The organism is Allobosea sp. Leaf344 (assembly GCF_001426225.1).
Lineage (GTDB): Bacteria > Pseudomonadota > Alphaproteobacteria > Rhizobiales > Beijerinckiaceae > Allobosea.
Genome location: NZ_LMRT01000009.1, coordinates 152,550 through 179,255 on the forward strand (window position 1 = coordinate 152,550; position 26,706 = coordinate 179,255).

Genomic DNA, 26,706 nt, shown 5'->3' on the forward strand with positions numbered 1-26,706 from the left:
GCTCAGCCGGGCGGTACCGCGGCCGGCCCGGCCTCGCCTGCGAGCTGGAAACGCGCGAAGCGCTCCAGCTCCGCCTCGATCAGCCGCTTCGCCTCCGGCCTGTCTTGCCCCTCCAGCCATGTCCATTGCTGGATCAGGAGCCGACCCGCGGCGCGGTCGGCCTTGAGGTCGAGCACCGCGACGACCTCGTCCCCGATCAGGACCGGCAAGCCGAAATAGCCGAAGACCCGCTTCTCCCGCGGCAGATACGCCTCGAAGACGTGATCATAGCCGAAGAACAGCTTCAGCCGCCGGCGCTGGATGATCAGCGGATCGAAGGGCGAGAGGATATGGACGAGGCCGGTCTCGGCCGGGGACGTAGCGCCGGCGGCTTCGTCCAGCGTCTCTAGCCTCGCCCAATGCGGCTTCTCCGACCCCGCGATCGCCACCTGGCGCAGGAGCCGTTGCTTGACCCGTCTCGCGATCAGCTCGGCCACCGCCTTCTTGGCCGGCGCGTCGAGATGGCAGATCGAATCCAGGCTGACCACGCCCTGCGCCCGCAGGGCCCGATCGAGCTTATAGGCCACGACCTGCCGGTCGCTCGCCGGCGCCGGCCGCCTCTCCCAGCCGAAATGCCGGTCCATCAGCTCATAGGTCTTGAGCATGCCGGAGCGCGCCGAGATCACCAGCTCGCCATCGTAGAAGGCGCGCTCCAGCAGGCCTTTGGAGGGTTTCTTGCTGGCCCAGAGATGCGCCTTTTCGGTCAGCACGTCATCGTCGATGTCGCGGATGGTGAGCGCGCCGTTCCTGCGGATCCGGGCGAGGAGCTTGCGCGTCTCCTCGCGGCTGCCGACCGCCGACCAGCGCCTTGGCTCCAGCCGATGCGCCTTCATCGCCCCCATGAAATAGCGGATGTCGTCAATCGCGACATAGGAGAGCGCATGCGTCCAGTATTCGAAGACGCTTTTGTCCAGCGACTGCGCCTGCTGCAGATCGGCGCGGGCATAGTCCGGGATGCGGCTGTAGAGAATATGGTGGTGGCAGCGCTCGATGACGTTGATCGTGTCGATCTGGACATAGCCGAGATGGGCGATCGCGGCCGCGACGGCGGCGGCCCCTGACCCGAACGGCGCCGCCGTATCGAGCCGCTGCGCGCGCAGCCAGATCCGGCGGGCCTGCGGGAGCGAAAGGATCGGCGGCTTGCGGGGGGATGAGGCCATGTCCCGAGGCTAGCCCGCGGCGGCGCGTGCCGGAAGCTGCGATCGCCGGCACCGCTGACAGGGGATGGCGGGAGTTCGCCGCCTCAGCTCGGTTCCGCCGCCAGCACCGCCAGCAGGGCCTCCCCGCCGAGCTCGGCCATCGGCATCTGCGCCTTGTAGGCGCGCGTCTTCGCGCCCGGGTTCATCACCAGGATGACGGTCTCCGTCCCGGGACAGGAGGGGTCGGCGCAGAGGATCTCGTTGACGGCGATGGCGGCCTCGTCCGGCAGCCCGAGCCGGGCGCGAACCTCGGCCTTGATCCGGCTCGCATCGGCGGAGGCGGCGGCTTTCCGCTCCGCCCCGCCGCCCTTGCCGAACAGGCCGAGGCGCATGCTCAGCCGGCCGGCACGGTCAGCACGCCGGCCGCGCCATCCTCGCAGCCGAAGGCGAGGCGCTTGCCGAGCCGGTCCCATGCGAAGGCGGTGATGCCGCTGCCGCGCTGCGCCGGCCGCACCAGCAATTCGGAGGCGTCGGTCAGCCGGATCAGCAGGATGCAGCCATCGTCGAAGCCGACCGCGAGCACCAGCGCCTTGGGATGGAAGGCGACCCGCGTCACCTTGGCATGGCGGGCCCCGCATTCCCGCGGCGCCTTGCCGCTCGGCCCCTCTCCCTGGAAGGGCCAGACGATCGCCGCATCGGCCCCGCTCGAGGCGAGCCACAGCCCGTCATGCGACCAGGACAGCGACCGCGGCTTCGCCGGATAGCCGGTCATCCGCATATGCGTCGGCTTGTCGCCGAGCCGCCAGCCATGCAGCGCGTTCTCCTGCATCGAGGAGACGACGAAGCGCCCATCCGGCGACCAGACCACGTCGAGATGCGAACCGGCCCAATCCAGCAGCTCCGGCTTGGCCTCGGTGTTGGGATACCACAGCGCCACGCGGTTGAGCTGGGCGATGGCGAGGCGATAGCCCTTGGGCGCGAAGGCCAGGCCTTGCGGCGTGGTGGCGACGTCGAGAGACTTCACCCGCCCCTTGTCGTCGCGCGCATGCACGCTGCGGCCGGTGTTCCAGGCCAGGCTGCCCGAGGCCGAGAGCGTGACGCTGTCCACCCAGCGCCGCTTCGGATCCCGCGCGATCTCCTGAGGCTCGCCGCTGCCCGACCAGGACATGACGCGGCCGTCATCGCCGCCGGTCACGATGGAGGCGCCGTCGCTGCAGGCGCAGAGCAGGCCGCCGCCATGCATGGCGACCTCTCCGGTCTCGCCATCCTGCCAGCTCAGCAGCCGGCCATCGGCCAAAGCCAGCACGAGGCCCTGCTTCAGCCAATGGGCTGCTACGACATGGGCTTCGGCCGCGATGGCGGTGACGTGCTCGCGCAGCGAGACGGGTTTGCTCGGTGTGTCCATCGGCCCGGTCTAGCTCAGGCGGCGCAGGCCAGGAAGCCCTTGCGCAGCTCCGCCTCGTCGAGATCGCGCCCGATGAAGACCAGCCGCGACTGGCGCTGCTCGTCCGGCAGCCAGTCGCGCTGCAGATCGCCGTCGAGGATCATGTGCACGCCCTGGAAGACGAAGCGCCGCGGCTCGCCCTTGAAGGCGAGAATGCCCTTGGAGCGCAGGATGTTGGGGCCCTGCGCCTGGCTGATGTCGTTGATCCAGGGCATGAACTTCTCGGGATCGACATCCCCCGGGATGGTGAAGGACATCGAGCGGACGGCATCGGAATGATGGTGGTGATGCCCTGACTCCAGGAAGTCCGGCTCGATGTCGAGGATCCGGTCGAGATCGAAGGCGTTCCGGTCGAGCAGCGCCGAGATCGGCACGTCGCAGCGCTGCGTCCTGTGCAGCTTGGCATAGGGGTTGATGGCGCGGATCGCGGCCTCGACCTCCGCCAGCTCCTCCGGCGTCACCAGATCGGTCTTGTTGAGGATGATGACGTCGGCGAAGGCGATCTGGTTCTTCGCCTCCGGCGCATCCTTCAGCCGCTCGCGCAGCCATTTTGCGTCGGTGACCGTGACCACGGCGTCGAGCTTGGTCGCGTCGCCGACATCCTGGTCGACGAAGAAGGTCTGCGCCACCGGAGCGGGATCGGCCAGCCCCGTGGTCTCGACGATGATCGCGTCGAACTTGCCCTTGCGCTTCATCAGCCCGTCGAGGATGCGGATGAGATCGCCGCGGACCGTGCAGCAGATGCAGCCATTATTCATCTCGAAGACTTCCTCGTCGGCGCCGACGACGAGTTCGTTGTCGATGCCGACCTCGCCGAACTCATTGACGATGACGGCGAATTTCTTGCCGTGATCCTCGGTGAGGATGCGGTTCAGCAGGGTGGTCTTGCCGGCGCCGAGATAGCCGGTGAGCACGGTGACGGGGATCTTTTCGGGCATGGTGCGACCTGGTTGGTGAGGGGCCGGCGGCCGGCAGTCTCGCGATCGGCGCCGGAACGCAACGTCTCCGCCAGCCGGAGCAGCCCAGGGCTGCGCCGGTGACGGAGCTGTTGGTTCCGACGGGCCGCGTCAGGCCGGGCCGGCGCCGAGCGCCTTTTCGATCTGGCTTATATTGTGTTTCATCATCGCGATGTAAGTCCCGGCCGGGCCGTCGGCGGCGGAGAGCGCGTCGGAATAGAGCCGCCCCCCAATCCTGGCGCCGCTCTCGCGGGCGATCTGCTCCACGAGGCGCGGATTGGTGACGTTCTCCAGGAAGACGGCCGGGATCTTCTGCGCCTTGATCTGGCGGATGATGCGGCCGACATCCTTTGCCGAGGCCTCGGCCTCGGTGGAGACGCCCTGCGGCGCGATGAAGGCGACGCCATAGGCCTTCACGAAATAGCCGAAAGCGTCATGCGAGGTGATGGCCTTGCGCCGCTCGGCCGGAATCCGCGCCACCGCCGCCTTGACCTCGGCCTCCAGCGCATCGAGCTTCGCCAGATAGGCGGTGGCATTGGCGGTGAACAGCGCCTGGCTCGCCGGCTCGGCCTGGCTGAGCGCGTCCCGGATATTGGCGACGTAGATCCTGGCATTGGCGACGCTCTGCCAGGCATGCGGATCCTCGTGGCCATGGTCATGGCCGTGCTTGCCGTCCTTGTCGTGGCCGTCTTCGGCGAGCGTCTGCGGCGTGATGCCCTTGGTCGCCACCACGACCGGCGCCTTCGCCCCGGAGGATTTGACGAGCCGGGTCATCCAGCCCTCGAATTTCAGCCCGTTGATGATGATCAGCCCGGCGCCGGCCATGGCCTTCGCATCGGCCGGGGTCGGCGAATAGACATGGGCGTCGCCATCGGCACCGACCAGCGTCGTCACCGAGACCCGCTCGCCACCGACCTGCTTCACGAAATCGCCGAGGATGGAAAAGCTGGCGACCACCCGGAGCGGCTCCTGCGCGAAGGCGAGCGGCGACCAGGCCAGGACCAGGCCGGAGACGGCTCCGGCCAGAAAAATGCGACGATCGATCATGGAAGCTCTCGCAGAGATGAAACGATATAACATCACTACCGTTGAAGATGCGGCCTGCGCAAGAGCTGTCTCGCGAGGCCGCCCTGCGAGCCGAACAGCAGCGAGCCGAGATAGAGACATCCCGCGCAGAGGATGATGGCGGGACCCGCCGGCAGGCTGCTTCCCCCGGCATAGGACAGGACCAGCCCGGCATAGCCGGCGACCATGCCGAGACCGCTCGCCAGCAGCAGCAGCCTGGTGATGTCGGCCGTCCAGAACCGGGCCGCGGCCGCCGGCAGCATCATCAGCCCCACCGCCAGCAAGGTCCCCAGCGCGTGGAAGCCCGCGACGAGGTTGAGCACGACCAGCCCGAGAAAGCCGAGATGCACGAAGCCGCCAGAGCGGCTGACGGAGCGCAGGAAGCCGGGATCGACGCATTCCAGCACCAGCGGCCGGTACATCGCGGCGAGCGTCAGCAGGGTGACGCTGGCCACGCTGGCGAGCAGCAGGAGCACCTCGTCGTCCAGCGCCAGGACATTGCCGAACAATACGTGGAACAGGTCGATGGCCGAGCCGCGCAGCGAGACGATGGTGACGCCGAGCGCGAGCGAGATCAGGTAGAAGGCCGCCAGCGAGGCATCCTCCTTCATCACCGTCAGCCGCGCCACCGCCCCGGCCGCGAGCGCGACCGCGAAGCCCGCGACGAGCCCGCCCAGGGTCATCGCCGGCAGCGAGAGGCCCGCCACGAGATAGCCGATCGCCGCGCCGGGCAGGATCGCATGCGCCATGGCGTCGCCCGTCAGGCTCATCCGGCGCAGCATCAGGAAGACGCCTATGGGCGCCCCCGACACGGCCAGCGCCAGGATCCCGACCAGGGCCCGGCGCATGAATTCGAATTCGGCGAAAGGGCCGATGAACAGATCGTACAGCATCGGCGGGGACGGGAGCCCGTCAGGCGGCGCTGCGTTCGCAGGCGCCGGCATGGCTGTCGAAAGCCTCGACCATGCGCCGCGCCGCGAGCAGATTGGCGGGGGTCAGAACCTCCGCCGTAGCGCCCCAGGCCACCGTCTCGCGCGCCAGCAGCAGCGTCTGCGGGAAGGCGCGGCGCACGGTTTCGATATCGTGCAGCACGGCGACCACCGTGCGCGCCTCGCCATGCCAGCGCTGCACCAGCGCCAGCAGATCGGCCGTGGTGCGGGCATCGATCGCGGTGAAGGGCTCGTCCAGCAGGATGATGTCGGCGTCCTGCAGCAGCAGCCGCGCGAACAGCACGCGCTGCATCTGCCCGCCCGACAGGGCGCCGATCGGCCGGCGCTCGAAGCCGGTGAGCCCGACCGCAGCGATGGCGGCCTCGACCTTGGCCCGCGCTCCCGGGCCGATGCGGCCGAAAATCCCGGCCGAGCCCCAGAGCCCCATCGCGACGAGATCATAGACATGGATCGGGAAGGAGCGGTCGAGATCGGCCGATTGCGGCAGATAGGCCAGCCGCTTGCCGCGCGCCAGCGTCAGCGCGCCGCCGAGCGGGGAGAGCGCTCCCGCGATGCCCTTGAGCAGGGTCGATTTCCCGGCGCCGTTGGGACCGACGATGGCGGTCAGGCTGCCAGCGGCGATCTCGCCCGAGAGATGATGCACCGCCGGGTGGCGATCATAGCCGAGCGTCAGATCGTCGAGGCGGATGGCTGCGGACACGAATAATTCTTTCTGCCGAAACGGGCGGATTACCAGATCACCAGCAGCGTCGCCGCCCAGACCAGCCCGGCGATCGCGCCGGCGATGGCGAGACGCTGCCCGGCCGAGAGCCGCAGCAGCGACCAGCCCGGTTCCACCGCCACGGCGCGGTGAGCAGGGGCATGGGTATGGGCGTGCGGCTGGCTCATCGGCTATGATATAGTGTTACATCGGGCCGCCGGCAAGTCGGCCGCGCGACGACACGGTGGATGAAACCAGCCGGCGCTCTCCCCGCCGCCGGACCGGCTCAGAAGGGCTGGTACTGATACAGCCAGGTCTCGGTCAGGATCCTTTCCCCGAGCCGCAGGAAGCAGCGCAGCTCCACCGGCTCGGCGCCCTCGGCCGTCAGGTCGAACTGCGCCCGCCAATCGCCGGGCACGTCATTGGGCACGGCTTCCGAGAAGACATAGGAGAAGCTGCCGCGGGAGGCCGAGAGCACGACCTCGGGCTTCACGCCGAACGGGATCGATTCCAGCCCCGGGCCCTTGAACTCGACCAGGAATTTGCGCACCCCCCGCGGCCGCGGCGTCCCCGGCTGCCCGCCATTGCCCAGCCGCGTCCCGACCACCCGGCCGAGCGGGCTCGGAAAGGGCTCGTCCGCCAGCCAATGCAGCTTGTAGCGGAAGGCATAGGAGGCGCCGGCCTTCGCCGGGCCGTCGGGCACCCACATCGCCACGATGTTGTCGTGGATCTCGTCATCGGTGGGGATCTCGATCAGCTGGACCGCCCCCCTGCCCCAATTCCCGACCGTCTCGACCCAGAGGCTCGGCCGGCGCTCATAGAAGACGCCGTCGAGATAATGCCCGATCTCGCGGTCGCGCTGCATCAGGCCGAAGCCGCGCGGATTCTCGTCCATGAAGGCGGAGGCGACGGTGCGCGCCGGGTTGTTCAGCGGCCGCCAGGCCCGCTCGCCCGTGCCGGTCCACAGCGCCAGCCCGTCGGAATCATGGACCTCCGGGCGCCAGTCGATCCCGGTCGGCTTCACCGTCTCGGAGTACCAGTACATCGAGGTCAAAGGCGCGATCCCCAGCCGCGCGACGTCGTTGCGCAGGTGGATCTCCTGCTCGATCTCCATGGTCACGCCCTTGGCGCGGTGCATCCGGAATCGGAAGGCGCCCGCGACGCTCGGCCCCGAGAGCAGCGCATAGACGATCACGTATTCTGAGGCTGATTCCGGCGTCTCCAGCCAGATATGGGTGAAATCGGGGAACTCCTCCGGCTTGCCGGCCACGGCCGGGTCGATCGCCAGCCCGCGCGCCGAGAGCCCGTATTGGTAGAGCTCGCCGATCGCCCGGAAATAGGAGGCGCCGAGGAACGCCACCCAATCGTTCTTCTTCCAGTCCAGCCGCTCGCCCTTGCGGCCGGGATGGCCGGAACGGCTCTCCTGGAAGCGGAAGCCGGCGAAGCCCGCCCCGGAAGGCAGCTCATGCGCCGGGGAATCCGCCGGCATCTCGAAATAGCTCTCGTCATAGATGATCTCGCGCGCCTGCCCGCCGGCGAGGACATGCATGCGCACCGGCTTCTGGAAATAGCGGCCGAGATGGAAGAAGGTCACGGGCCAGGGCGAAGGCCCCTCGGCCCAGAGCGCCATTTCCGGCTTGAACCTGATCTTGCCATGCGCGTCATAGTCGATGCGCTCGAGGATATCCGGCCGCGGGGCCGGCGGCGGCGTGTAGGGCGCGGCGGCCATCGCCTTGGCGCGCGCCTTCAGCGCCGCGAAATCGAAGGCCTCGGCGCCGGACAGCTTCAGCCCCTGCTGGGCCAGCGCCTCCGGAGAAAAGCCCAGAGCCGCCAGGGTCGCGGTCGCGCCCGCGCTGGCGAGCAGCATGCGACGGTCGAGGATCGGGGGCTTCGGTCTGGAGGACATGGCGGCGGTGTTCTCGGCGACGGAGGATGACTCAGGGCTACCCTGTCAATTCGGCAAGGGCAATCTGCCGCTTCGCTCCACACCAAAATCATGGCCAAAACACGCGAAGCCATGGGCGATTTTTTGCCCCGCGCGGCGCAGGGCTTCCCATGCGGGCGATCCCTGCTCTAGAACGGGGGTAACGCAGCCATCCGTGCTGCACTGACCTATGGGAGGTTCCATGACACGGTTTTTCGGCGCCAGGCGCGCTCTCGGCCTCGCCGCCGCGCTGATGGTCGCCATCGCGCCGGCCAGCGCCCGCGCCCAGGATTTCATCAACGTGCTGACGGGCGGCACCTCGGGCGTCTACTACCCGCTCGGCGTCGCGCTCTCGAAGATCTATGGCGAGAAGGTCAAGAACGCCCGTCCCACCGTCCAGGCCACCAAGGCCTCGGTCGAGAACCTGCAGCTGCTGCAGCAGGCCAAGGGCGAGGTCGCCTTCACCCTCGGCGATTCCCTCGCCGCCGCCTGGAAGGGCGATGAGGAAGCCGGCTTCAAGACACCGCTGAAGAAGCTGCGCGGCATCACCGCCATCTACCCCAACTACATCCAGATCGTCGCCTCCAAGGATAGCGGCATCAAGACGCTCGCCGATCTCAAGGGCAAGCGCCTCTCGGTCGGCGCCCCGAAATCCGGCACCGAACTCAATGCCCGCGCCGTGCTCGCCGCCGCCGGCATGAGCTACAAGGATCTCAGCAAGGTCGAGTATCTGCCCTTCGCCGAGTCGGTCGAACTGATGAAGAACCGCCAGCTCGACGCGACGCTGCAATCGGCCGGCCTCGGCGTCGCCTCGCTGCGCGACCTCGCCACCTCGGTCGAGATCGTCGTCGTCGAAGTGCCCGCCGACGTGGTCGACAAGGCCGGCGCGCCCTTCGTCAAGGCGACCATCCCCGCCAACACCTACACCGGCCAGACGGCGCCGGTGCCGGCCGCGGCGGTGCTCAACTACCTCGTGACCCATGAGGGCATGAAGGAGGAGACGGTCTACGAGATGACCAAGGCGATCTATGAGAACCTCGGTGACCTCAGCGCCGCCCATGCCGCCGCCCGGTCGATCAAGCTGGAAGGCGCGATGGAGGGCATGCCGATCCCGCTGCATCCCGGTGCCGCGCGCTACCTCAAGGAAAAGGGGCTGAAGGTCGGCTCCTGAGCCGTCCCCGCCCGAGTGAAGCCTGATGAACCGTCACCGCGCCGCGGTGGCGGTTCTGTTTGCGGCGGTGCAGGTCGCGCGCCGGCGGTCTAAGCGGACCCCGCAGCCGGCGCGCCGACCAGCCGAAGCCCTGCCCCGACGCCGTGACCGCGAGAACGACCGATGACCAAAGCCAATGAGCGCCCCCTGGCCGTGCCGGACATCGCCGGCGCGACGCATGGCGCCGCCCCCGCCCCCTATGACCCCGAACACGGGCTTCCCGCCACCTTCGGCCTCGGCTGGAAGGGGCGGCTGCTGTTCTGGATCGCGGTGGCGTTCTCGGCCTTCCAGATCGTCACGGCCTTCGGCATTCCGCTCGATCTGCGCCTGGTCCAGTCCCTGCCCTGGCTGACGCCGATCCAGCTGATCCGCGCCGCCTTCGCCGTCTGGTTCGTCTGGATCATCCTCGGCGCCGCCCGCGGACGGCTGATGGGCGAGGCCGCCCTCGGCTTCCTGATGCTGCTCGCCGCCTTCGAACTCGTCTCGCTCTATACCGGCACCCTGCCCAATCAGGTGCTGCGCACCGTCCATGTCGGGTTCCTGTGCCTGACCGCCTGCGGCCTGCTCGCCAATGCCGAGGGCACCTCGGCGGGCGCGCGCCTGTTCTGGTGGGCGGTCGGCGTGCTCGGCTTCGCCATCGGCCTCTATCACTGGTGGAACTATACCGAGCTGGTGAACCGCGCCGGGGAGTTGACCGAGCTCGACATGGCCGTCGGCCTCGCGGCGCTCGCCGTGCTGTTCCTCCTGGTCTGGCGCGCCATGGGCATCGCCCTGCCGCTCGTGGCCGGCGCCTTCCTGGCCTATTGCTTCTTCGGCAATCTCCTGCCGGCGCCCTTCAATCATCGCGGTTACGGGCTCGACCAGATCATCGACCAGATGGCCTTCGGCACGGAAGGGCTCTACGCCACCCCGACGGCGGTCTCGGCCACCTTCATCTTCCTGTTCATCCTGTTCGGTGCCTTCATGGAGCGGGCGGGGGTGATCGATTTCTTCAACGACATCTCCATGGCCCTGTTCGGCGGCAAGCAGGGCGGGCCGGGCAAGGTCTGCGTCGCCTCCTCGGCGCTGATGGGCACGGTCTCGGGATCGGGCGTCGCCAATGTCGTCGCCTCCGGCCAGTTCACCATCCCGCTGATGAAGCGCTCGGGCTTCAACGGCGCCTTCGCCGGCGGCGTCGAGGCGACCTCCTCGATGGGCGGGCAGATCATGCCGCCGGTGATGGGCGCGGTGGCCTTCATCATGGCCGAGACCATCGACGTGCCCTATTCGAAGATCGTCGAGGCGGCGATCATCCCGGCGCTCCTGTATTTCGCCGCCTGCTATTGGGCGGTGCATCTCGAGGCCGGGAAGCTCGGGCTCCGGGGCCTGCCGAAATCCGAACTGCCGAGCGCGCGGGCCGAGCTGAAAAAGAACTGGTATCTGATCGCGCCGCTGCTGGTGCTGGTCTATCTGCTCTTCGCCGGCTTCACTCCGCTGTTCGCGGGCGCCATCGGCCTCGCGCTCACCGTCGCGCTGATCCTGGCGCTGGCCATCTCGGCCGGGCTCGCCACGCCGGCGCTGCGCATCGCCTTCTGGATCGGGTTCGGGCTGGTCAGCGCCTTCTCCATGTCGATCAGCATGGCGACCGTGCTGCTGGTGGTGCTGGGACTGATCGTCTGGAACATGTGGCGCGGCGCCTCCGGCAGGGCGGTGCTGACCTCCTGCGTCGAGGCTCTGGCCGATGGCGCGCGCCAGGCGCTGCCGGTCGGTCTCGCCTGTGCCCTGGTCGGCATCGTGATCGGCACCATGACCCTGACCGGCATCGGTACCATCTTCGGGTCCTGGCTGATCGGCATCGGCAAGGAGAGCATGTTCCTGGCGCTGGTGCTGACCATGATCTTCAGCCTGATCCTGGGAATGGGCATCCCGACCATTCCCAACTACATCATCACCTCCTCGCTCGCCGCGCCGATCCTGCTGCAGCTCGACGTGCCGCTGATCGTCAGCCACATGTTCGTCTTCTATTTCGGCATCATGGCGGATCTGACCCCGCCCGTGGCCCTGGCCGCTTTCGCGGCCGCGCCCATGGCCAAGGAATCCGGCATGAAGATCGGCGTCCAGGCGGTGAAGATCGCGCTGCCGGGCTTCGTCGTGCCCTATATGGCGGTCTATGACCCGACCCTGATGCTGCAGCCGGTCGCGGGGCTGGACGGCGCGGGATATTGGCTCGCCGTCGCCTATATCGTCACCAAGGCCACGCTGGCCATGGTGCTGTGGGGCGCGGCCTTCGTCGGCCAGGGCATGCGACCGCTGGCCTTATGGGAGCGGGCCCTGGCGATCGTCGCCGCCGGCCTGCTCGTCGCCGCCGTGCCGCTGACCGACGAGCTCGGCTTCGCCCTCGCGATTCTGTTCGTCGCGCAGCATGTCTGGCGCAGCAGGGCCGCGGCCCGACAGGCCGCATGAGCCTGTGCCTGGCCGCCGGCGCCCTTCTGGTCTCGCTCGGCGCCAGCGAGATCACGCTGAGCTGGCGCCATTCCGTGCAGAAGACGCTGTGGGAGGAGGTCTGGCGCGCCGAGCCCGGTGGCGTCAGGCTGGTCGAGGCGCGGATCCAGGGCTCCGGCGCCGGCATGGACCCGCCGCCGGATGCGGTGCTGCGCGACGGCTTCTGGCGCTGGACCCTGCGTCTGCCGGTTCAGGCCGAGATCGTGATGCGCCGCTCCGGCGCCACCGCCGATTGGCGGGTCTGCAGCGAAGGCCGATGCCGGCCGATGGGGGATTACCTGCCGGAGGCGGCCGATCCGGTGACGCTGCGGCCCTGCGGATGAGCTCAGCCGCGCTCGCTCAGCCGCTCGACCTTGAGGACGCGGCGCATCAGGTTGAGCAGCGCATAGGCCGCCAGGATCGCGAAGGCTGCCATCAGCACATAACCGATGACGGGCCCGAGTTCGAACAGCCCGGCCAGGGCCCAGCCCGAGGCCAGAGCCACGCCGAACAGCTCGACCGCGACGAGGACGCCGAGCGAGACGACCAGGATCAGGTTGCGCCAATTGGTGCGCTTGTCAGCCATGTCTCGGATCCTCGCAGTCTGAACCGGCCTTCGCCGCCGCCTGAGCCCACACGATGCGTGGCACGCCGGCCCGCCGCTCTAGCGGAGCCTCGCGTGTCATGCAACAAAATCGCGCCTTCCGGCACATGGTCCCTGCATCCCCGCTTGAAAAGTCCCTGATGATCGAATCGCCTGTCTTCGCCTCCGCCGCCGTCGCCGCACCCCATCATTCCGCCTCCGAAGCCGGGCGCGCCGTCCTCGCCGAGGGCGGCAACGCGATCGAGGCGATGGTCGCCATGGCCGCGACGATCGCCGTCGTCTACCCGCATATGAACGCCATCGGCGGCGACGGCTTCTGGCTGGTGCACCAGCCCGGGGGCAAGGTGCAGGCGATCGAGGCCTGCGGCCCCGCCGGCCGCCTCGCCACCATCGCCCGCTATCGCGAAAAGGGCCATGACAGCATCCCATCGCGCGGGGCCGACGCCGCGGTGACGGTGGCCGGCGCGATCGGCGGCTGGCAGGCCGCGCTCGGCCTCTCCGCTTCGCTGGGGGGCCGGATGCCGCTGGCCGACATCCTCTCCGACGCCATCCGCCATTGCCGCGAGGGCTACCCCGTCTCCGCCTCCGAGGCCCGGACTTGGCCCAATGATCTGGAGGCGACCCGCGAGGCGGCGGGCTTCTCCAGCTTCTTCTGGCCCGGTGGCGAGCGCCCTAAAGAGGGCGACTTGCGCCGGCCCGAAGCGCTCGGCGCCACCTTCGCCCATCTCGCCGCTGCCGGGCTGGACGATTTCTACCGTGGCGATATCGGCCGCGAGATCGCCGCCGACCTCGCCCGTCTCGGCGCCCCCGTCACCCGCGAGGACATGCAGGCCTATCGGGCGGCTCTGGTCCAGCCGCTCTCGATCCGCCTCGGCGACCTCACCGTCTACAATGTCCCGCCCCCGACGCAGGGCCTCGCCTCGCTGCTCATCCTCGGCATCTTCGAGCAGCTCGGCGTGCAGCGCGCCGATAGTTTCGAGCATATTCATGGGCTGGTCGAGGCGACGAAGCGCGCTTTCCTGATCCGCGACCGCCACGTCACCGACCCCGCCTTCATGACGAGCGACCCGGCCGGCTTCCTCACCGATGCGGTCTTCGCCCGCGAGGCGGCGGCGATCGACAGGAAGCGCGCCGCCCCCTGGCCGCCGCGGGACGGCAAGGGCGACACCATCTGGATGGGCGCCATCGACGGCGACGGCCTCGCCGTCTCCTACATTCAGTCGATCTACTGGGAATATGGCGCGGGCATCATCCTGCCGCAGACCGGGATCAACTGGCAGAATCGCGGCGTGTCCTTCTCGCTCGATCCGCAGGCGACCAACCCGCTGACCCCCGGCCGCAAGCCGTTCCATACGCTGAACCCGGCGCTGGCGCGCTTCGCCGACGGCCGGGTGATGAGCTATGGCGCCATGGGCGGCGACGGCCAGCCGCAATTCCAGGCCCAGCTTCTCAGCCGCTACCGCTTCGGCTGGAATCCGGCGGCGGCGGTCGACGCGCCGCGCTTCCTGTTCGGCAAGACCTGGGGCGCCGGCTCGACCTCGCTGAAGATGGAGAGCCGCTTCGACCCGATGCTGCTCGCCCGCCTCACCGCCGCGGGCCACCCGGTGGAAGAGTACAGCGAGGCCTATTCCGATCAGTTCGGCCATGCCGGTATGCTGGTGAAACATCCGAAGGGGCGGGTCGAGGCGGCTCACGACCCCCGCTCGGATGGCGATGCGAGAGGGCTCTGAGACCATGCCTATCGACGATCCTTTCCGCTGCTTCGTTCCCTATCCCGACGTCCCGGTGAAACAGGCGAGCTCCGGCCCGCTCGCCGGGCTGACGCTCGCGGTCAAGGACCTGTTCGACGTCAAGGGCTATCCCACCGGGGCCGGGCAGCCGCTGGTGCTGGCGCAATCGGGCATCAAGACCAGGACCGCGCCGGTGGTGAAGGCCCTGCTCGAGGCCGGCGCCCGCTTCGTCGGCAAGACGCATACGGACGAGCTCGCCTTTTCGCTGAACGGCAAGAACGCGCATTTCGGCGCGCCGATCAATCCGGCGGCGCCCGACCGCATCACCGGCGGCTCCTCCTCCGGCTCGATGGCGGCGGTCGCCGGGCGGCTGGCGGATATCGCGCTGGGCTCCGATACCGGCGGCTCGGTGCGGGCTCCGGCGAGCTATGGCGGGATCTTCGGCATCAGACCGACCCATGGCCGGCTGCCCCTGAAGCTGACCTGGCCGCTCTCAGAGAGTCTCGACACGCCGGGCTGGTTCGCCCGCGACGGCGAGACCCTGGCCCGCGTCGGCGAGGTGCTCTTCGGCAAGGATCGCACCGTCCTGCCCGCCAAGCCGCGCATGTTGCTGGCCGGCGACATGTTCGCCCAGGCCGTGGCGGATGCCGAGACGATCCTGCGCAATGTCGTGCAGCGCGCCGTGCCGGTGCTGGGCCAGCCCGAGACGGTGAAGGCGGCGCGCGATCTCGATTCGCTGTATTGGGCCTTCCGCTGGATCCAGGGGCGCGAGGCCTGGCTCTCGGACGGGGAATTGATCGAGCGTTTCGCTCCGCCGCTCGGTCCGGGCGTGGCGGAACGCTTCGCATTCTCCAAATCGGTGACGGACGAGGAATACGAGAAGGCCGGCGCGGTGCGGAAGGTGTTTCGCAGCAAGCTGGCGCGCCTGCTCGACAGCGACGGCGTGCTGCTGCTGCCGACGGTGCCCGATATCGCGCCGCTGGTCACGGCGCAGGAGCCGGAGCTCGATGATTTCCGCAACCGCGCCCTGAGATTGCTCTGCCTCGCCGGGCTTTCCGGCTTTCCGCAGGTGACGATGCCGGTGGCGCAGCGCGAGGGCGCGCCGCTCGGCCTGTCGCTGATCGGGCCGAAGGGCTCGGACAAATCGCTGATCGCCTTCGCCATCCGCTTCGAGCGCGCCGCCCGCGCGCGGATCGCTTGATGGCGGGGGCGCGAGGCTTCAGGATGGAAAAGCCCGATCCAGCCATGCCCGGGAGCCTGCGATGAGCGGACATCACCACCACGATCACGACCACGACAATCACCTCGCGCCGATCGAGGCGCGGGTGAAGGCGCTGGAATCGCTGATGGTCGCCAAGGGCTATGTCGACCCGGCGGCGCTCGATGCGATCATCGACAGCTACGAGACCAGGATCGGCCCGCGCAACGGCGCCCGCGTGGTGGCGCGCGCCTGGTCGGACGAGGCTTTCGCCGCGCGGCTGCGGGAGGACGGCACGGCGGCCGTGGCCGAGCTCGGCTATGGCGGGCGCGGCGGCGAGCACATCATCGCCTGTTTCAATTCGCCGGAAGAGCACAATCTGATCGTCTGCACCCTCTGCTCCTGCTATCCCTGGCCGGTGCTCGGTTTGCCGCCGGTCTGGTACAAATCCCCGCCCTATCGCTCCAAGGCTGTGATCGATCCGCGCGGCGTGCTCGCGGATTTCGGGCTGACCCTGCCGGAAGGGCAGCGCATCCGGGTCTGGGATTCCACCGCCGAGACCCGTTTCATCGTCATTCCCATGCGCCCCGCCGGGACCGAAGGCTGGTCGGAAGACCGGCTCGCCGCCATCGTGACGCGCGACAGCATGATCGGCACCGGGCTGCCCGCGGTCGGAGAGGCCCGATGAACGGCGCGCAGGATCTCGGCGGCCAGATGGGGTTCGGCCCGGTCAGGCCGGGGCCGGACGAGCCGATCTTCCACGCCGATTGGGAGAAGCGCGTGCTGGCGCTGAACGTCGCGGCCGGCGCGATGGGCCAATGGAGCATCGACGAGAGCCGCCATGCGCGGGAAAGCCTTCCGCCCGCCGATTATCTCGCCTTCAGCTACTACCAGATCTGGCTGGCCGGCCTGCAGAAGCTGCTGCTCGCCCATGGCTTCGTCACCCCTGACGAATTGGCGCAGGGCGAGGCTCTCACCGCCCCCAGGCAGCCGAAGCGCGTGCTGAAGGGCGAGGAGGTGGCGGCCGTGCTGCGCCGCGGCTTCCCCTATGAGCGGCCCGCCACGGCGCCGGCGCGTTTCGCGGTCGGCGACAGGGTGCGCACCATCGTCATGCATCCGAGCCACCATACGCGCCTGCCCCGCTATGCCCGCGGCAAGCAGGGCGTGATCGCGCGCGTCAGCGGCTGCCATGTCTTTCCCGATACGGGCGCGCATGGCGCGGCGGAAACGGCGCAATGGCTCTACACGGTGGTGTTCACCGGGCCGGAACTCTGGGGCCGCGACGGCGATCCGGGCGCGAGCGTCAGCATCGAAGCCTGGGAGAGCTATCTTGAGCCGGCCTGACCCCGGCCTCGCGCTGGCGGCGGATACGCCGATCCCCCGCGACGCGGATGGACCGGTCTTCGCCGAACCCTGGCAGGCGCAGGCCTTCGCGCTGGTCGTCGCCTTGCAGGCGCAGGGCGTCTTCACCGCCGCGGAATGGGCGCAGGCGCTCGGCGCGGAAATCCGCGAGGCGGTCGCCGCCGGCGGCTGCCGGGACGGCTCGGACTATTACGAGCGCTGGTGCGAGGCGCTGGAGCATCTCCTGATCGCCAAGGGCCTGGCCTCGCATGACGGCGTCGACGCGCTGGCCGCGTCCTGGGCACGGGCGGCGGAGGCGACCCCGCATGGCCAGCCGATCCGGCTGGAGAACGACCCGCTGCGCGGCTAGTTTCCGCCGCCGCCCCAGAGCCCGATCAGCAGCAGCGCGCCGACCACCGCGACGAAGGCGGCGGCCGCCACTTCGAGCCAGGCGAGCAGCCGCACCGCCCGCAGCGAGCCGCCGCCGGCCCAGCGCAGCGCCGCGAATTTGCAGAACACGGCGAAGGCGGCCAGCGCGCTCGTGGTCAGGGCCGTGCCCAGCGCCATGGCGAAGACGGCCGCGACACCGGCCCAGATCAGCCCCTGCAGCGCGGCGAAGACCAGGATGATCAGCGCCCCCGCGCAGGGCCGCAGCCCTGCCGCGGCGACGACCCCGGCCAGTTCGCGCCAGCTGCCGAGCCTGGCGACGACATCCGGGCCCGGCAGGTGGAGATGATCGCAGGCCGCCGCATCATGCGCCGCCCCGCCACGCTCCAGCGCCATCACCTGCCCCGCCTTGCGCCACAGCACATAGAGCCCGACGCAGACGACCAGCGCGAAACTGGCCTGTTCGATCAGATCGGTTGCGCTGCGCAGCGTGGCGGCGGTGCTGCGCAGGCCGAGCGTGAACACCGCCACCAGCGCGATGGCGACCAGCGCCTGCAGCAGCGCGGCGGCGAAGCTGAGGCCGACGCCGCGCCGCAGGCTGCGGTCATCGGCGACGATATAGGCCGAGATCACCGCCTTGCCATGGCCGGGGCCGGCGGCATGGAACACGCCATAGCCGAAGGCGAGGCCGAGCAGCGCGACGAGGGCGGAGGGCCGCTCCGCGATCGCCTTCAGGGCCGCGGTGAGTTCCCGGTAGAAACTCGACTGCCAGGCCAGGATGAGGCCGAAGATCCCGCTCGCGCTCGGCAGCGCCTCGCGCGGCAGCGCGCCGCCGAACGGATTACGCGGCGGCGGCGGCGGGGGCGGATAGAGCAGCGCCAGCGCGTAGAGCAGCAGCCCGACCGCCGCACCGACCGCGAGCAGCGCGGAGCCCGCGATCAGCAGGCGCCGCGAGACGCCTGGCCAGCCGGTCGTGACGCGGCCCGGGCTCAGCGACATCGAGGCCTCACGGGCAGGCGACGAGGGCGCGCGTGGTGACCAGCAGGCCGCTGGTATCGGGCGTCGCCGTGATGTCTTCCATCGCCAGTTTCTGCTGCACGGCCGGATCGAGCTTCGGCGGCCGCGCGATCCTGACCAGGCAGCCCTTGGGCGCATCGCGGGTGACGATCGCATCCGGATGCTCGTCGATGGTGAAGGCCACGAAATAGGTTGGATCGCCGATCTCGATGCCGAAGGAGCGCGAGGCCACCGCCGGCGTCTTCAGCGGCAGCGTATAGGTCAGCGTCAGCACCTTCTTGTCGTAGACGAGGCCGGCATCGGTCGGGGTGCCGAATTCCTGCGCCTTGCCATTGGCCTTCACCGAGGTGAAGAACCCGACATCGGGCAGGCTGTCGACATTCACCTTGGCGAGTTCGGCCAGCTCCTCGCTGCTGAAGATCCCGTCGCCATTCTTGTCGAGACCCTGGGTGATATAGGCGGAATAAGCCTCGTCGAAGCTCCAGACATGCTTCACCGCCCGCACCGCGCCATCGGCGGTGTAGAGGATCTCCGCCCGCGCCGAGACGAAGACATGCGGATGCGCCAGCGCCGGCAGGGCGGCGCCCAGCAGCAGGGCGAGCACGCAAGGCAAGAGTCGCGAGAGGGCACGTGGCGTCACAGGCGGGATCCTCGGCAGCTGCGGATTGTCCGACGTCGATGCTTAAACGATGTGACCGCGCTGGGCGACCGGTCGGTATCACAGCCATCTCCCGCAAACACGGCCAAATCGCGACCGTCGCGGCCCGCCCCGCCATCACCGACGATAGAATTTGCGCCGGCTGTGGCCAGGTTGGAATTGGTCGAGTCCGATTGACGCCGTCTGCGAGATATGTCAGCAATACTGACATAATTGGGAGCTGCGGATTTGGAGGTTGGAGCAACCAGCCCCATATGAAGCTGCAGCGGGACGATCTTGGGAGGTCGGCCATGGCCGAGAAGCTGAATTCCGGCGCGAGCGACGTCGCAGGCGGCCTGCGGGCCGTGGCGCTCGACGATAAATACGATCTCGGCAAGCAGCAGATCTTCCTGACCGGCACCCAGGCCATCGCCCGGATGCTGATGGTGCAGCGGGAACGCGACAGGCGCGCGGGGCTGAATACCGCCGGCTTCGTCTCCGGCTATCGCGGCTCGCCGCTCGGCGGCCTCGACCAGCAGCTCGCCCGCGCCGGCAAACAGCTCAAGGCCGCCGACATCGTCTTCCAGCCCGGGCTGAACGAGGATCTCGCCGCCACCGCCGTCTGGGGCACGCAGCAGGCCGAGCTGCAGGGAGAGGGCCGCTATGATGGCGTCTTCGCGCTCTGGTACGGCAAGGGCCCCGGCGTCGACCGCACCGGCGACGTCTTCCGCCACGGCAACATGGCCGGGACCTCGCCGCATGGCGGCGTGATCTGCCTGATGGGCGACGATCACACCGCGGAATCCTCGACCAATGCCCACCAGACCGAATTCGTCTTCGTCGATCGGATGATGCCGATCCTGAACCCGGCCGGGGTACAGGAGATCATGGATTATGCCCTGCACGGCATCGCGCTCTCGCGCTACGCCTCGGTCTGGGTCGGCATCAAATGCGTCAAGGACAACATCGAATCCACGGCCTCCGTCGATGGCTCGGTCGACCGCGTCGAGGTGGTCACGCCGACGGATTTCGAGATGCCGCCGGGCGGGCTCAGCATCCGCCGCGAACTCGATTTCCTCGACCAGGAAAAGCGGCTGCACATCCATAAGCGCGCCGCCATCCTCGCCTATCTCCGCGCCAACAAGCTCAACCAGACCATCACCCATGGTGGCCGCCAGCCCCGCATCGGCATCATCACCGTCGGGAAATCCTATCTCGACGTCCGGCAGGCGATGGAGGATCTCGGCATCGACGAGGTCCGCGCCAATGATCTCGGGATCCGCCTGTTCAAGGTCGCCTGCCCCTGGCCGATCGACCCCTCCGAGCTGACGCGCTTCGTCAGCGGGCTCGATCTCGTGATGGTGGTCGAGGAAAAGCGGTCGCTGATCGAGGTGCAGGTGCGCGAGGAGCTCTATGGCGCGCAGCACCAGCCGATGGTGATCGGCAAGAAGGACGAGAAGGGCGACTGGCTCTTCCCCGTCCATGGCGCGCTCGATCCCAACGACGTCGCCATCGCGCTCGGTGCCAGGCTGCTGCAATACCATGACGATCCGGCGCTGCGGACGCGGCTCGAGGAGATCGCCAAGGCGCAGGGCCGGCTGGCGGAGGCCCAGGAGGTCGCGCGGCGCACGCCCTATTTCTGCTCGGGCTGCCCCCATAACAGCTCGACCGTGGTGCCGGAGGGCTCACGCGCCTATGCCGGGATCGGCTGCCATTACATGGTGCAATGGATGGACCGGGAGACGACCGGGTTCACCCAGATGGGCGGCGAAGGCGCGAACTGGATCGGCGAGGCGCCGTTCTCCACCCGCAAGCACGTCTTCCAGAACCTCGGCGACGGCACCTATACCCATTCCGGCTCGCTGGCGATCCGCTGGGCGGTCGCGGCCGGCGTCAACATCACCTACAAGCTGCTCTACAACGACGCGGTCGCGATGACCGGCGGCCAGCAGGCCGAGGGGCACCTGACCCCGGACCAGATGGCGCGGCAGATCGCCGGGGAAGGCGTGCAGCGCATCGCCGTCGTCACCGACGAGCCCGGGAAATACGGCGCCACCGTGCAATGGCCGGCCGGCACCACCATCCATCATCGCGACGATCTCGACGCCGTGCAGCGCGAGCTGGCCGAGATTCCCGGCGTCTCGCTCCTGCTCTACGACCAGACCTGCGCCACCGAGAAGCGCCGCCGCCGCAAGCGCGGCAATTATCCCGATCCCGACAAGCGCGTCATCATCAACGAGCTGGTCTGCGAGGGCTGCGGCGATTGCGGCGTGCAGTCGAATTGCGTATCGGTGCAGCCGCTGGAGACCGAGTTCGGCCGCAAGCGCCAGATCGACCAGTCGAACTGCAACAAGGATTTCTCCTGCGTGAAGGGCTTCTGCCCCTCCTTCGTCACCGTTCACGGCGCCCGGCCCAAGAAGCTCGCCCCGCGCAAGCTCGACATGGGGGAACTCGGCGCGGAGACGCTGCCGGAGCCGGTGGTGCCGGCGCTGACCCGCAGCTATGCCGTCGTGGTCACCGGCGTCGGCGGCACCGGCGTCGTCACCATCGGCGCGATCCTCGGCATGGCGGCGCATCTCGAGGGCAAGGGCTGCGGCATGATCGACATGGCCGGCCTCGCCCAGAAGGGCGGCGCGGTGTTCAGCCACGTCAAGCTCGCCCCCACCCCCGACGAGATCCATGCGATCCGCGTCTCCGCCGGCCAGGCCGATCTCGTGCTGGGCTGCGACCTCACCGTCACCGGCTCGAAGAAGGTTCTCGGCGCGATCAAGCCGGGCGCCGCCACCGTGGTGGTCAACACCGCCGAAAGCCTGCCCGGCGACTTCACTCGCAACGCCGATTTCTCCCTGCCGACGGAGCGGCTGAAGCGCGCCATCCTCTCGGCCGGCGGGCGCGACCACACCCATTTCATCGATGCGACCGCAGCCGCCGTCGCCTTCCTCGGCAATGCCATCGCCGCCAACATGTTCATGCTCGGCTTCGCCTGGCAGTTCGGCGCGGTGCCGCTCTCCCGCGCCGCTCTGCTGCGCGCCATCGAGCTCAATGGCGAAGCGGTGCCGATGAACCAGCAGGCATTCGAGCTCGGCCGCCGCGCCGCGCATGACCCCGACGCCCTTCTGGCGACGCTGGCCGAAGCCAAGGCGCCGACGCAGGCGCGCCATCTCTCCGAGACGCTGGACGAGATCATCGCCCGCCGCGTCGGCTTCCTCACCGGCTACCAGAACGCGGCCTATGCCGAGCGCTACCGCCGGCTGGTCGCCAGGGTGCAGCAGAAGGAGGCGGCGGTGCTGCCGGGCGAGACCCGGCTGTCCGAGGCCGTGGCGCGATACCTCTTCAAGCTGATGGCCTATAAGGACGAATACGAGGTCGCGCGGCTCTATGCGGACGGCGCCTTCCAGAAGCAGGTGGCGGCCACCTTCGAGCCGACGAGCGCGACCGGGGACAAGCTGCGCTTCGAGTTCCACCTCGCCCCGCCTTTGCTGGCCAGGCGCGACCCGCATAGCGGCGTGCCCCGCAAGATCAGCTTCGGCCCTTGGATGATGTCGGCCTTCGGCCTGCTCGCCCGGCTGAAGGGGCTGCGCGGCACGGCGCTCGACATTTTCGGCTATAGCGAGGAGCGCCGGACGGAACGCCGTCTGATCGTCGATTACGAGGCGCTGGTCGAGGAGATCCTGGCGAAGCTCACGCCGGAGAACCACGCGCTCTGCCTGGCGCTCGCCGCGCTGCCGGAAAAGATCCGCGGCTTCGGCCATGTCAAGGAACGCCATCTCGCGGCGGCGCTGGCCGAGCAAGCCGGCCTGCTGGCGAGGCTACGCGACGGATCGGCGCAGGCGCTGGTGATGCCGCAGGCGGCGGAGTAGCCGCCTCGCCTCTGGATCACCGCCTGAGGCCCGCGGCGCTGAGCGCCGCCTCGGCCGCGCTTGAGTTTCCGCGCCCCCTGCCGGCATAGTGGCGCTTCCGTTGCGCCAGCCTGGATGTCTGCCATTGATCGCACCCGACGAGCTCCGCCGCATCGCCTCCTGGTCGCGTGAACTCACGGAAGCCGAATTCGAGGAGGCGCGGCGCGGCATCAGCCTGAAGAGCTACGGCAAGGGCTCCTATATCTGCCATGTCGGCGACCGGTTGGATTCCTGGACCGGCGTCGCCGACGGGCTGGTCAAGATGAGCACCACCTCCAAGACCGGCAAGGCCGCGACGCTGGCCGGCATGCGGGCCGGTGCCTGGTTCGGCGAAGGCACGGTGATCAAGGGCGAGCTTCGCCGCTACGAGCTGGTGGCGCTGCGCGAGACAAGGCTGGCGCTGATGCGGCGCTCGAGCTTTCTCTGGCTGTTCGAGCACAGCGCCGCCTTCAACCGCTTCCTGGTCCACCAGTTCAACGAGCGCCTCGCCCAGTTCATCGCCCTGGCGGAGACGGAGCGGACCCTGGATTCGACCGGCCGCCTCGCCCGCAATCTCGCCTGGCTGTTCAACCCCACCCTCTATCCCGATCAGGACCGCACCCTGGCGATTTCGCAGGAGGAACTCGGGCTGCTCGCCGGCATGTCGCGGCAGATCGCCAATCAGGGACTGTCGAAACTCGCCGAGCTCGGGCTGGTGGAGCTCGGCCATGGCAGCGTGACGATCCTCGATCTCGACCGGCTCGTCCGCTACGAAGGCTAGCGGAGGCGCGTGCGCCACCTGTCCGGGATCAGCGAGAGAGAGCGTGCGTCCTGCCCTGCACAGACGCCCGCGGGACAATAGCGACCAAATGCCGACTTGTCTGTCAAGCCCTCCCTTGCAAAGCTCATGCGCGGCTGCAAGGCTTGCATCAACGACGAGGCCGACAACGGCCCGAACGAAGACCGGCGCAATGTACGCGGGTCACACAGGGTGGAGACGAGCATCGTGGCAAGCGCAAGCGCCGGCCAACCGGACACCTTTCCGAAACTGCTGTTGCGCAATGCGCGGGAGCGCGGAGCGCGCGTGGCCTTCCGCCACAAGGATCTCGGCATCTGGCAGAGCTGGACCTGGGCCGAGACCGCCGAGCAGGTCCGCCATTACGCCAAGGGGCTGCAGGCGCTCGGGCTGAAGCGCGGCGACAAGGTCGCCATCGTCGGCTACAACCGGCCGCGGCTCTACTGGTCGATGGCCGCGGCGCAATGGCTCGGCGCCGTCCCGGTGCCGGTCTATGCCGACAGCGTCGCCGACGAGATGGCCTATGTTCTGGACCATGCCGAGGCGGTTTTCGCCTGCGTGCAGGACCAGGAACAGGTCGACAAGATCCTCTCCATCGCCGACCGGCTGCCCAAGCTGCGCCACATGCTCTATGACGAGCCGCGCGGGCTGCGCGACTATGACCACGCCACGCTCCACGACATCGACGGGGTGATCAGGGCCGGCGCCGAAGCGCTGAAGGCGAGCCCGGAGGCGGAAGCGGCGCTCGCCCGCGAGATGGAGGCGGGCTCCGGCGACGATCTCGGCATCATCCTCTACACCTCCGGGACGACCGGCCGGCCCAAGGGCGTGATGCTGAGCCATTACAACGTCATCACCGCCGCGCGGATCGGCTGCGAATTCGACGGGCTGAACGAGAGCGACGAGGTCATCGCCTATCTCCCGATCGCCTGGGTCGGCGACCACGTCTTCTCCTATGCGCAGGCGATTCTCGCCGGCTTCTGCGTCAACTGCCCCGAGAGCCCGGACACCGTCATCGACGATCGTCGCGAGGTCGGCACCACCTATGCCTTCGCCCCGCCCCGCGTCTTCGAGACCATGCTGACGCTGACCATGGTGCGGATGGAGGATGCCGGCCCGTTGATGCGCAAGCTCTTCCACTACTTCCTCGGCGTGGCCAAGCAATATGGCGAGAAGATCCTGAACAAGGAGCCGGTGCCGCTGAAGGGCCGCTTGCTCTACGCGCTCGGCGACATGCTGATCTACGGCCCGCTGCGCAACCGCTTCGGCCTGACCAACATCAAGGTCGGCTATACCGCGGGCGAGGCGATCGGCCCGGAGCTGTTCCGCTTCTACCGCTCGATCGGCGTCAATCTGAAGCAGCTCTACGGCCAGACCGAAGCCGGCGTCTACATCACCATGCAGCCCAATGGCGAGATCAAGGCCGATACGGTCGGAAGGCCGGCGCCGATGGTCGAGATCAGGATCGATGACAGCGGCGAGGTGCTCTACCGCTCGCCCTCGATCTTCGGCGGCTATTACAAGGATCCGGAGAAGACCGCGGAGACGATGACGGCGGATGGCTATGTCCGCTCCGGCGATGCCGGCTTCTTCGACGAGACCGGCCATCTCAAGATCATCGACCGCGCCAAGGATGTCGGCAAACTGTCGAATGGCGCGCTGTTCCCGCCGAAATACATCGAGAACAAGCTGAAATTCTATCCCAACATCAAGGAGGCGGTCGCCTTCGGCCAGGGCCGCGACTTCGTCGCCGTCGCCGTCAACATCGACCTGACGGCGGTCGGCAACTGGGCCGAGCGCAACAATGTCGTCTACGCCTCGTATCAGGAGCTGGCCGGGCACGAGCTCGTCTACGACATGATCGCCAAGCATATCGACGAGGTGAACCGTTCGCTGGCGGCGGAGCCGCTGATGGGCGGCGCGCAGATCAGGCGCTTCCTGATCCTGCACAAGGAGCTCGACGCCGATGATGGCGAGCTGACGCGCACGCAGAAGGTGCGGCGCGGCTTCATCGCGGATCGCTACGCCCCGCTCGTCAACGCGCTCTATGACGGCTCGGAAGCGGCCGACATCTCGACCGAAGTGACCTTCGAGGATGGCCGCAAGGGCGTCATCTCCGCCCGGGTCAAGGTCCGCGACGCAACCCTCTATCCCGCCACGGCACCGGCGAGGGCGGCATGAACGCGGAACCGATCAACGTGACCGGCGAGCCGGTGAAGAGCCGCAAGGGCGAGGTGCTGCTCTCGGTCGAGAACATCTCGCTGCGCTTCGGCGGGGTGAAGGCGATTTCCGACGTCTCCTTCGACATCCGCCGCGGCGAGGTCCGCGCCATCATCGGCCCCAACGGCGCCGGCAAGACCTCGATGCTGAACTGCATCAACGGGTTCTACCATCCGCAGGAGGGGCAGATCACCTATAAGGGCGTGCGCCGCCCCAAGGTGAGGCCGCACCAGGCCGCTGCCGACGGGATCGCCCGCACCTTCCAGAACGTCGCGCTGTTCAAGGGCATGTCGACGCTCGACAACATCATGACCGGCCGCACGCTGAAGATGAGGCGCGGCTTCTTCTGGCAGGCGCTGCGCCATGGGCCGGCGATGAACGAGGAGATCGAGCACCGCAAGGTGGTCGAGGACATCATCGATTTCCTGCAGATCCAGCATATTCGCAAGCTGCCGGTCGGCAAGCTGCCCTATGGGCTGCAGAAGCGCGTCGAGCTCGGCCGTGCCCTGGCGATGGAGCCGGAGCTGCTGCTGCTGGACGAGCCGATGGCGGGGATGAACCTCGAGGAGAAGGAGGACATGTGCCGCTTCATCCTCGACGTGAACAACCAGTTCGGCACCACCATCGCGCTGATCGAGCATGATATGGGCGTGGTGATGGACCTCTCCGACCGCGTCGTCGTGCTGGAATACGGCCGCAAGATCGCCGATGGCACGCCCGACGAGGTCAAGGCCGACCAGAAGGTGATCGACGCCTATCTCGGGGTGGCGCATTGATGAACCCCCTGGCCCGCACGCACGCCGTCATTGCGAGGAGCGCAGCGACAAAGCAACCCAGCCCGTCCAGCCCGGCCGCCCCTGGATTGCTTCGCTATTATGCTCGCAAGGACGCCTTCACCTCCCCGTCATTGCGAGGAGCGCAGCGACGAAGCAACCCAGACCGCCCCATCCGGCCGCCCCTGGATTGCTTCGCGATGCTCGCAAGGACGGCTTCCCGTCATTGCGAGGAGCG

At 68.5% G+C, this 26,706-nt stretch carries 24 protein-coding genes; 12 read left to right on the plus strand and 12 right to left on the minus strand.

Features of this window, described 5'->3' with window-relative positions; all coding sequences use genetic code 11:
- Positions 1–2: 2 nt before the first annotated feature.
- From ASG72_RS06755 to ASG72_RS06790, 9 genes are all read right to left on the minus strand, one after another.
- A complete protein-coding gene (locus tag ASG72_RS06755; protein WP_056710409.1) occupies positions 3–1,199 on the minus strand; it encodes a crosslink repair DNA glycosylase YcaQ family protein in 1,197 nt (398 codons plus the stop codon).
- Between the two features lie 83 nt (positions 1,200–1,282).
- Positions 1,283–1,570: a hypothetical protein gene (locus ASG72_RS06760; protein WP_056710412.1), complete on the minus strand. Its 288-nt coding sequence runs from the start codon at positions 1,568–1,570 to the stop codon at positions 1,283–1,285.
- Positions 1,571–1,572: 2 nt separating this feature from the next.
- Positions 1,573–2,583, minus strand: a complete 1,011-nt coding sequence (locus tag ASG72_RS06765; RefSeq protein WP_056710414.1) for a hypothetical protein — start codon at positions 2,581–2,583, stop codon at positions 1,573–1,575.
- A gap of 14 nt (positions 2,584–2,597) precedes the next feature.
- Positions 2,598–3,560 carry a GTP-binding protein gene (locus tag ASG72_RS06770; RefSeq protein WP_056710415.1) on the minus strand — a complete coding sequence of 321 codons (963 nt, stop codon included), beginning with the start codon at positions 3,558–3,560 and terminating at the stop codon, positions 2,598–2,600.
- A gap of 129 nt (positions 3,561–3,689) precedes the next feature.
- Complete coding sequence (locus tag ASG72_RS06775) at positions 3,690–4,625, minus strand: metal ABC transporter substrate-binding protein (RefSeq protein ID WP_056710417.1); 936 nt, start codon at positions 4,623–4,625, stop codon at positions 3,690–3,692.
- Positions 4,626–4,660: 35 nt separating this feature from the next.
- On the minus strand, positions 4,661–5,536 hold the full coding sequence (locus tag ASG72_RS06780; RefSeq protein WP_056710419.1) for a metal ABC transporter permease: 876 nt from the start codon (positions 5,534–5,536) through the stop codon (positions 4,661–4,663).
- 19 nt (positions 5,537–5,555) lie between these two features.
- Positions 5,556–6,293 carry a zinc ABC transporter ATP-binding protein AztA gene (aztA, locus tag ASG72_RS06785; protein WP_056710421.1) on the minus strand — a complete coding sequence of 246 codons (738 nt, stop codon included), beginning with the start codon at positions 6,291–6,293 and terminating at the stop codon, positions 5,556–5,558.
- Positions 6,294–6,322: 29 nt separating this feature from the next.
- Entirely contained in the window at positions 6,323–6,481 is a 159-nt protein-coding gene (locus tag ASG72_RS20640) for a hypothetical protein (protein WP_156395840.1), read from the minus strand.
- Between the two features lie 98 nt (positions 6,482–6,579).
- A complete protein-coding gene (locus tag ASG72_RS06790) occupies positions 6,580–8,199 on the minus strand; it encodes a glucan biosynthesis protein D (protein WP_200939907.1) in 1,620 nt (539 codons plus the stop codon).
- Positions 8,200–8,419: 220 nt separating this feature from the next.
- Between ASG72_RS06790 and ASG72_RS06795 the strand changes: the two genes are divergently transcribed.
- The 3 genes from ASG72_RS06795 to ASG72_RS06805 all read left to right on the plus strand — a co-directional run bounded on the left by ASG72_RS06795 (position 8,420) and on the right by ASG72_RS06805 (position 12,231).
- Positions 8,420–9,388, plus strand: coding sequence for a TAXI family TRAP transporter solute-binding subunit (locus tag ASG72_RS06795; protein WP_056710427.1), 969 nt, complete (start codon positions 8,420–8,422; stop codon positions 9,386–9,388).
- 162 nt (positions 9,389–9,550) lie between these two features.
- Positions 9,551–11,869, plus strand: coding sequence for a TRAP transporter permease (locus ASG72_RS06800; RefSeq protein WP_082540151.1), 2,319 nt, complete (start codon positions 9,551–9,553; stop codon positions 11,867–11,869).
- Positions 11,866–12,231, plus strand: a complete 366-nt coding sequence (locus tag ASG72_RS06805) for a DUF1850 domain-containing protein (RefSeq protein WP_056710429.1) — start codon at positions 11,866–11,868, stop codon at positions 12,229–12,231. Before ASG72_RS06800 ends, ASG72_RS06805 begins: the two co-directional genes overlap by 4 nt.
- Before the next feature lie 2 nt (positions 12,232–12,233).
- Here the strand turns inward: ASG72_RS06805 and ASG72_RS06810 are convergent, their stop codons facing one another.
- Positions 12,234–12,473: a hypothetical protein gene (locus ASG72_RS06810; protein ID WP_056710431.1), complete on the minus strand. Its 240-nt coding sequence runs from the start codon at positions 12,471–12,473 to the stop codon at positions 12,234–12,236.
- Between the two features lie 158 nt (positions 12,474–12,631).
- On the opposite strand from ASG72_RS06810, the gene ASG72_RS06815 reads away from it, so the two are divergent.
- The 5 genes from ASG72_RS06815 to ASG72_RS06835 all read left to right on the plus strand — a co-directional run bounded on the left by ASG72_RS06815 (position 12,632) and on the right by ASG72_RS06835 (position 17,130).
- The gene (locus ASG72_RS06815) at positions 12,632–14,221 is read left to right on the plus strand and encodes a gamma-glutamyltransferase (RefSeq protein ID WP_056710433.1); all 1,590 of its coding nucleotides are present in this window, start codon (positions 12,632–12,634) and stop codon (positions 14,219–14,221) included.
- Between the two features lie 4 nt (positions 14,222–14,225).
- Positions 14,226–15,422, plus strand: coding sequence for an amidase (locus ASG72_RS06820; protein ID WP_056710434.1), 1,197 nt, complete (start codon positions 14,226–14,228; stop codon positions 15,420–15,422).
- 61 nt (positions 15,423–15,483) lie between these two features.
- Positions 15,484–16,107 (plus strand): nitrile hydratase subunit alpha, encoded by a 624-nt coding sequence (gene nthA / locus ASG72_RS06825; RefSeq protein ID WP_056710435.1) that lies wholly within the window; start codon positions 15,484–15,486, stop codon positions 16,105–16,107.
- Positions 16,104–16,763, plus strand: coding sequence for a nitrile hydratase subunit beta (gene nthB, locus ASG72_RS06830; protein ID WP_056710436.1), 660 nt, complete (start codon positions 16,104–16,106; stop codon positions 16,761–16,763). Before nthA ends, nthB begins: the two co-directional genes overlap by 4 nt.
- Complete coding sequence (locus ASG72_RS06835; RefSeq protein ID WP_056710438.1) at positions 16,750–17,130, plus strand: nitrile hydratase accessory protein; 381 nt, start codon at positions 16,750–16,752, stop codon at positions 17,128–17,130. Before nthB ends, ASG72_RS06835 begins: the two co-directional genes overlap by 14 nt.
- On the opposite strand, the gene ASG72_RS06840 is transcribed toward ASG72_RS06835, so the two are convergent.
- Both ASG72_RS06840 and ASG72_RS06845 read right to left on the minus strand, forming a co-directional pair.
- Positions 17,127–18,146: a hypothetical protein gene (locus ASG72_RS06840; protein ID WP_056710439.1), complete on the minus strand. Its 1,020-nt coding sequence runs from the start codon at positions 18,144–18,146 to the stop codon at positions 17,127–17,129. The two genes, ASG72_RS06835 and ASG72_RS06840, sit on opposite strands and share 4 nt — an antisense overlap.
- A gap of 7 nt (positions 18,147–18,153) precedes the next feature.
- Positions 18,154–18,804, minus strand: coding sequence for a DUF1007 family protein (locus ASG72_RS06845; RefSeq protein ID WP_162246201.1), 651 nt, complete (start codon positions 18,802–18,804; stop codon positions 18,154–18,156).
- A 308-nt stretch (positions 18,805–19,112) separates the two neighbouring features.
- On the opposite strand from ASG72_RS06845, the gene ASG72_RS06850 reads away from it, so the two are divergent.
- From ASG72_RS06850 to ASG72_RS06865, 4 genes are all read left to right on the plus strand, one after another.
- Complete coding sequence (locus ASG72_RS06850) at positions 19,113–22,661, plus strand: indolepyruvate ferredoxin oxidoreductase family protein (protein ID WP_056710441.1); 3,549 nt, start codon at positions 19,113–19,115, stop codon at positions 22,659–22,661.
- Between the two features lie 124 nt (positions 22,662–22,785).
- Positions 22,786–23,460 carry a Crp/Fnr family transcriptional regulator gene (locus tag ASG72_RS06855; RefSeq protein ID WP_056710442.1) on the plus strand — a complete coding sequence of 225 codons (675 nt, stop codon included), beginning with the start codon at positions 22,786–22,788 and terminating at the stop codon, positions 23,458–23,460.
- A 126-nt stretch (positions 23,461–23,586) separates the two neighbouring features.
- The gene (locus ASG72_RS06860; RefSeq protein WP_082540153.1) at positions 23,587–25,656 is read left to right on the plus strand and encodes an AMP-binding protein; all 2,070 of its coding nucleotides are present in this window, start codon (positions 23,587–23,589) and stop codon (positions 25,654–25,656) included.
- Positions 25,653–26,471, plus strand: a complete 819-nt coding sequence (locus ASG72_RS06865; RefSeq protein ID WP_056710444.1) for an ABC transporter ATP-binding protein — start codon at positions 25,653–25,655, stop codon at positions 26,469–26,471. The genes ASG72_RS06860 and ASG72_RS06865 overlap by 4 nt, the downstream gene beginning before the upstream one ends.
- Positions 26,472–26,706 lie beyond the last annotated feature (235 nt).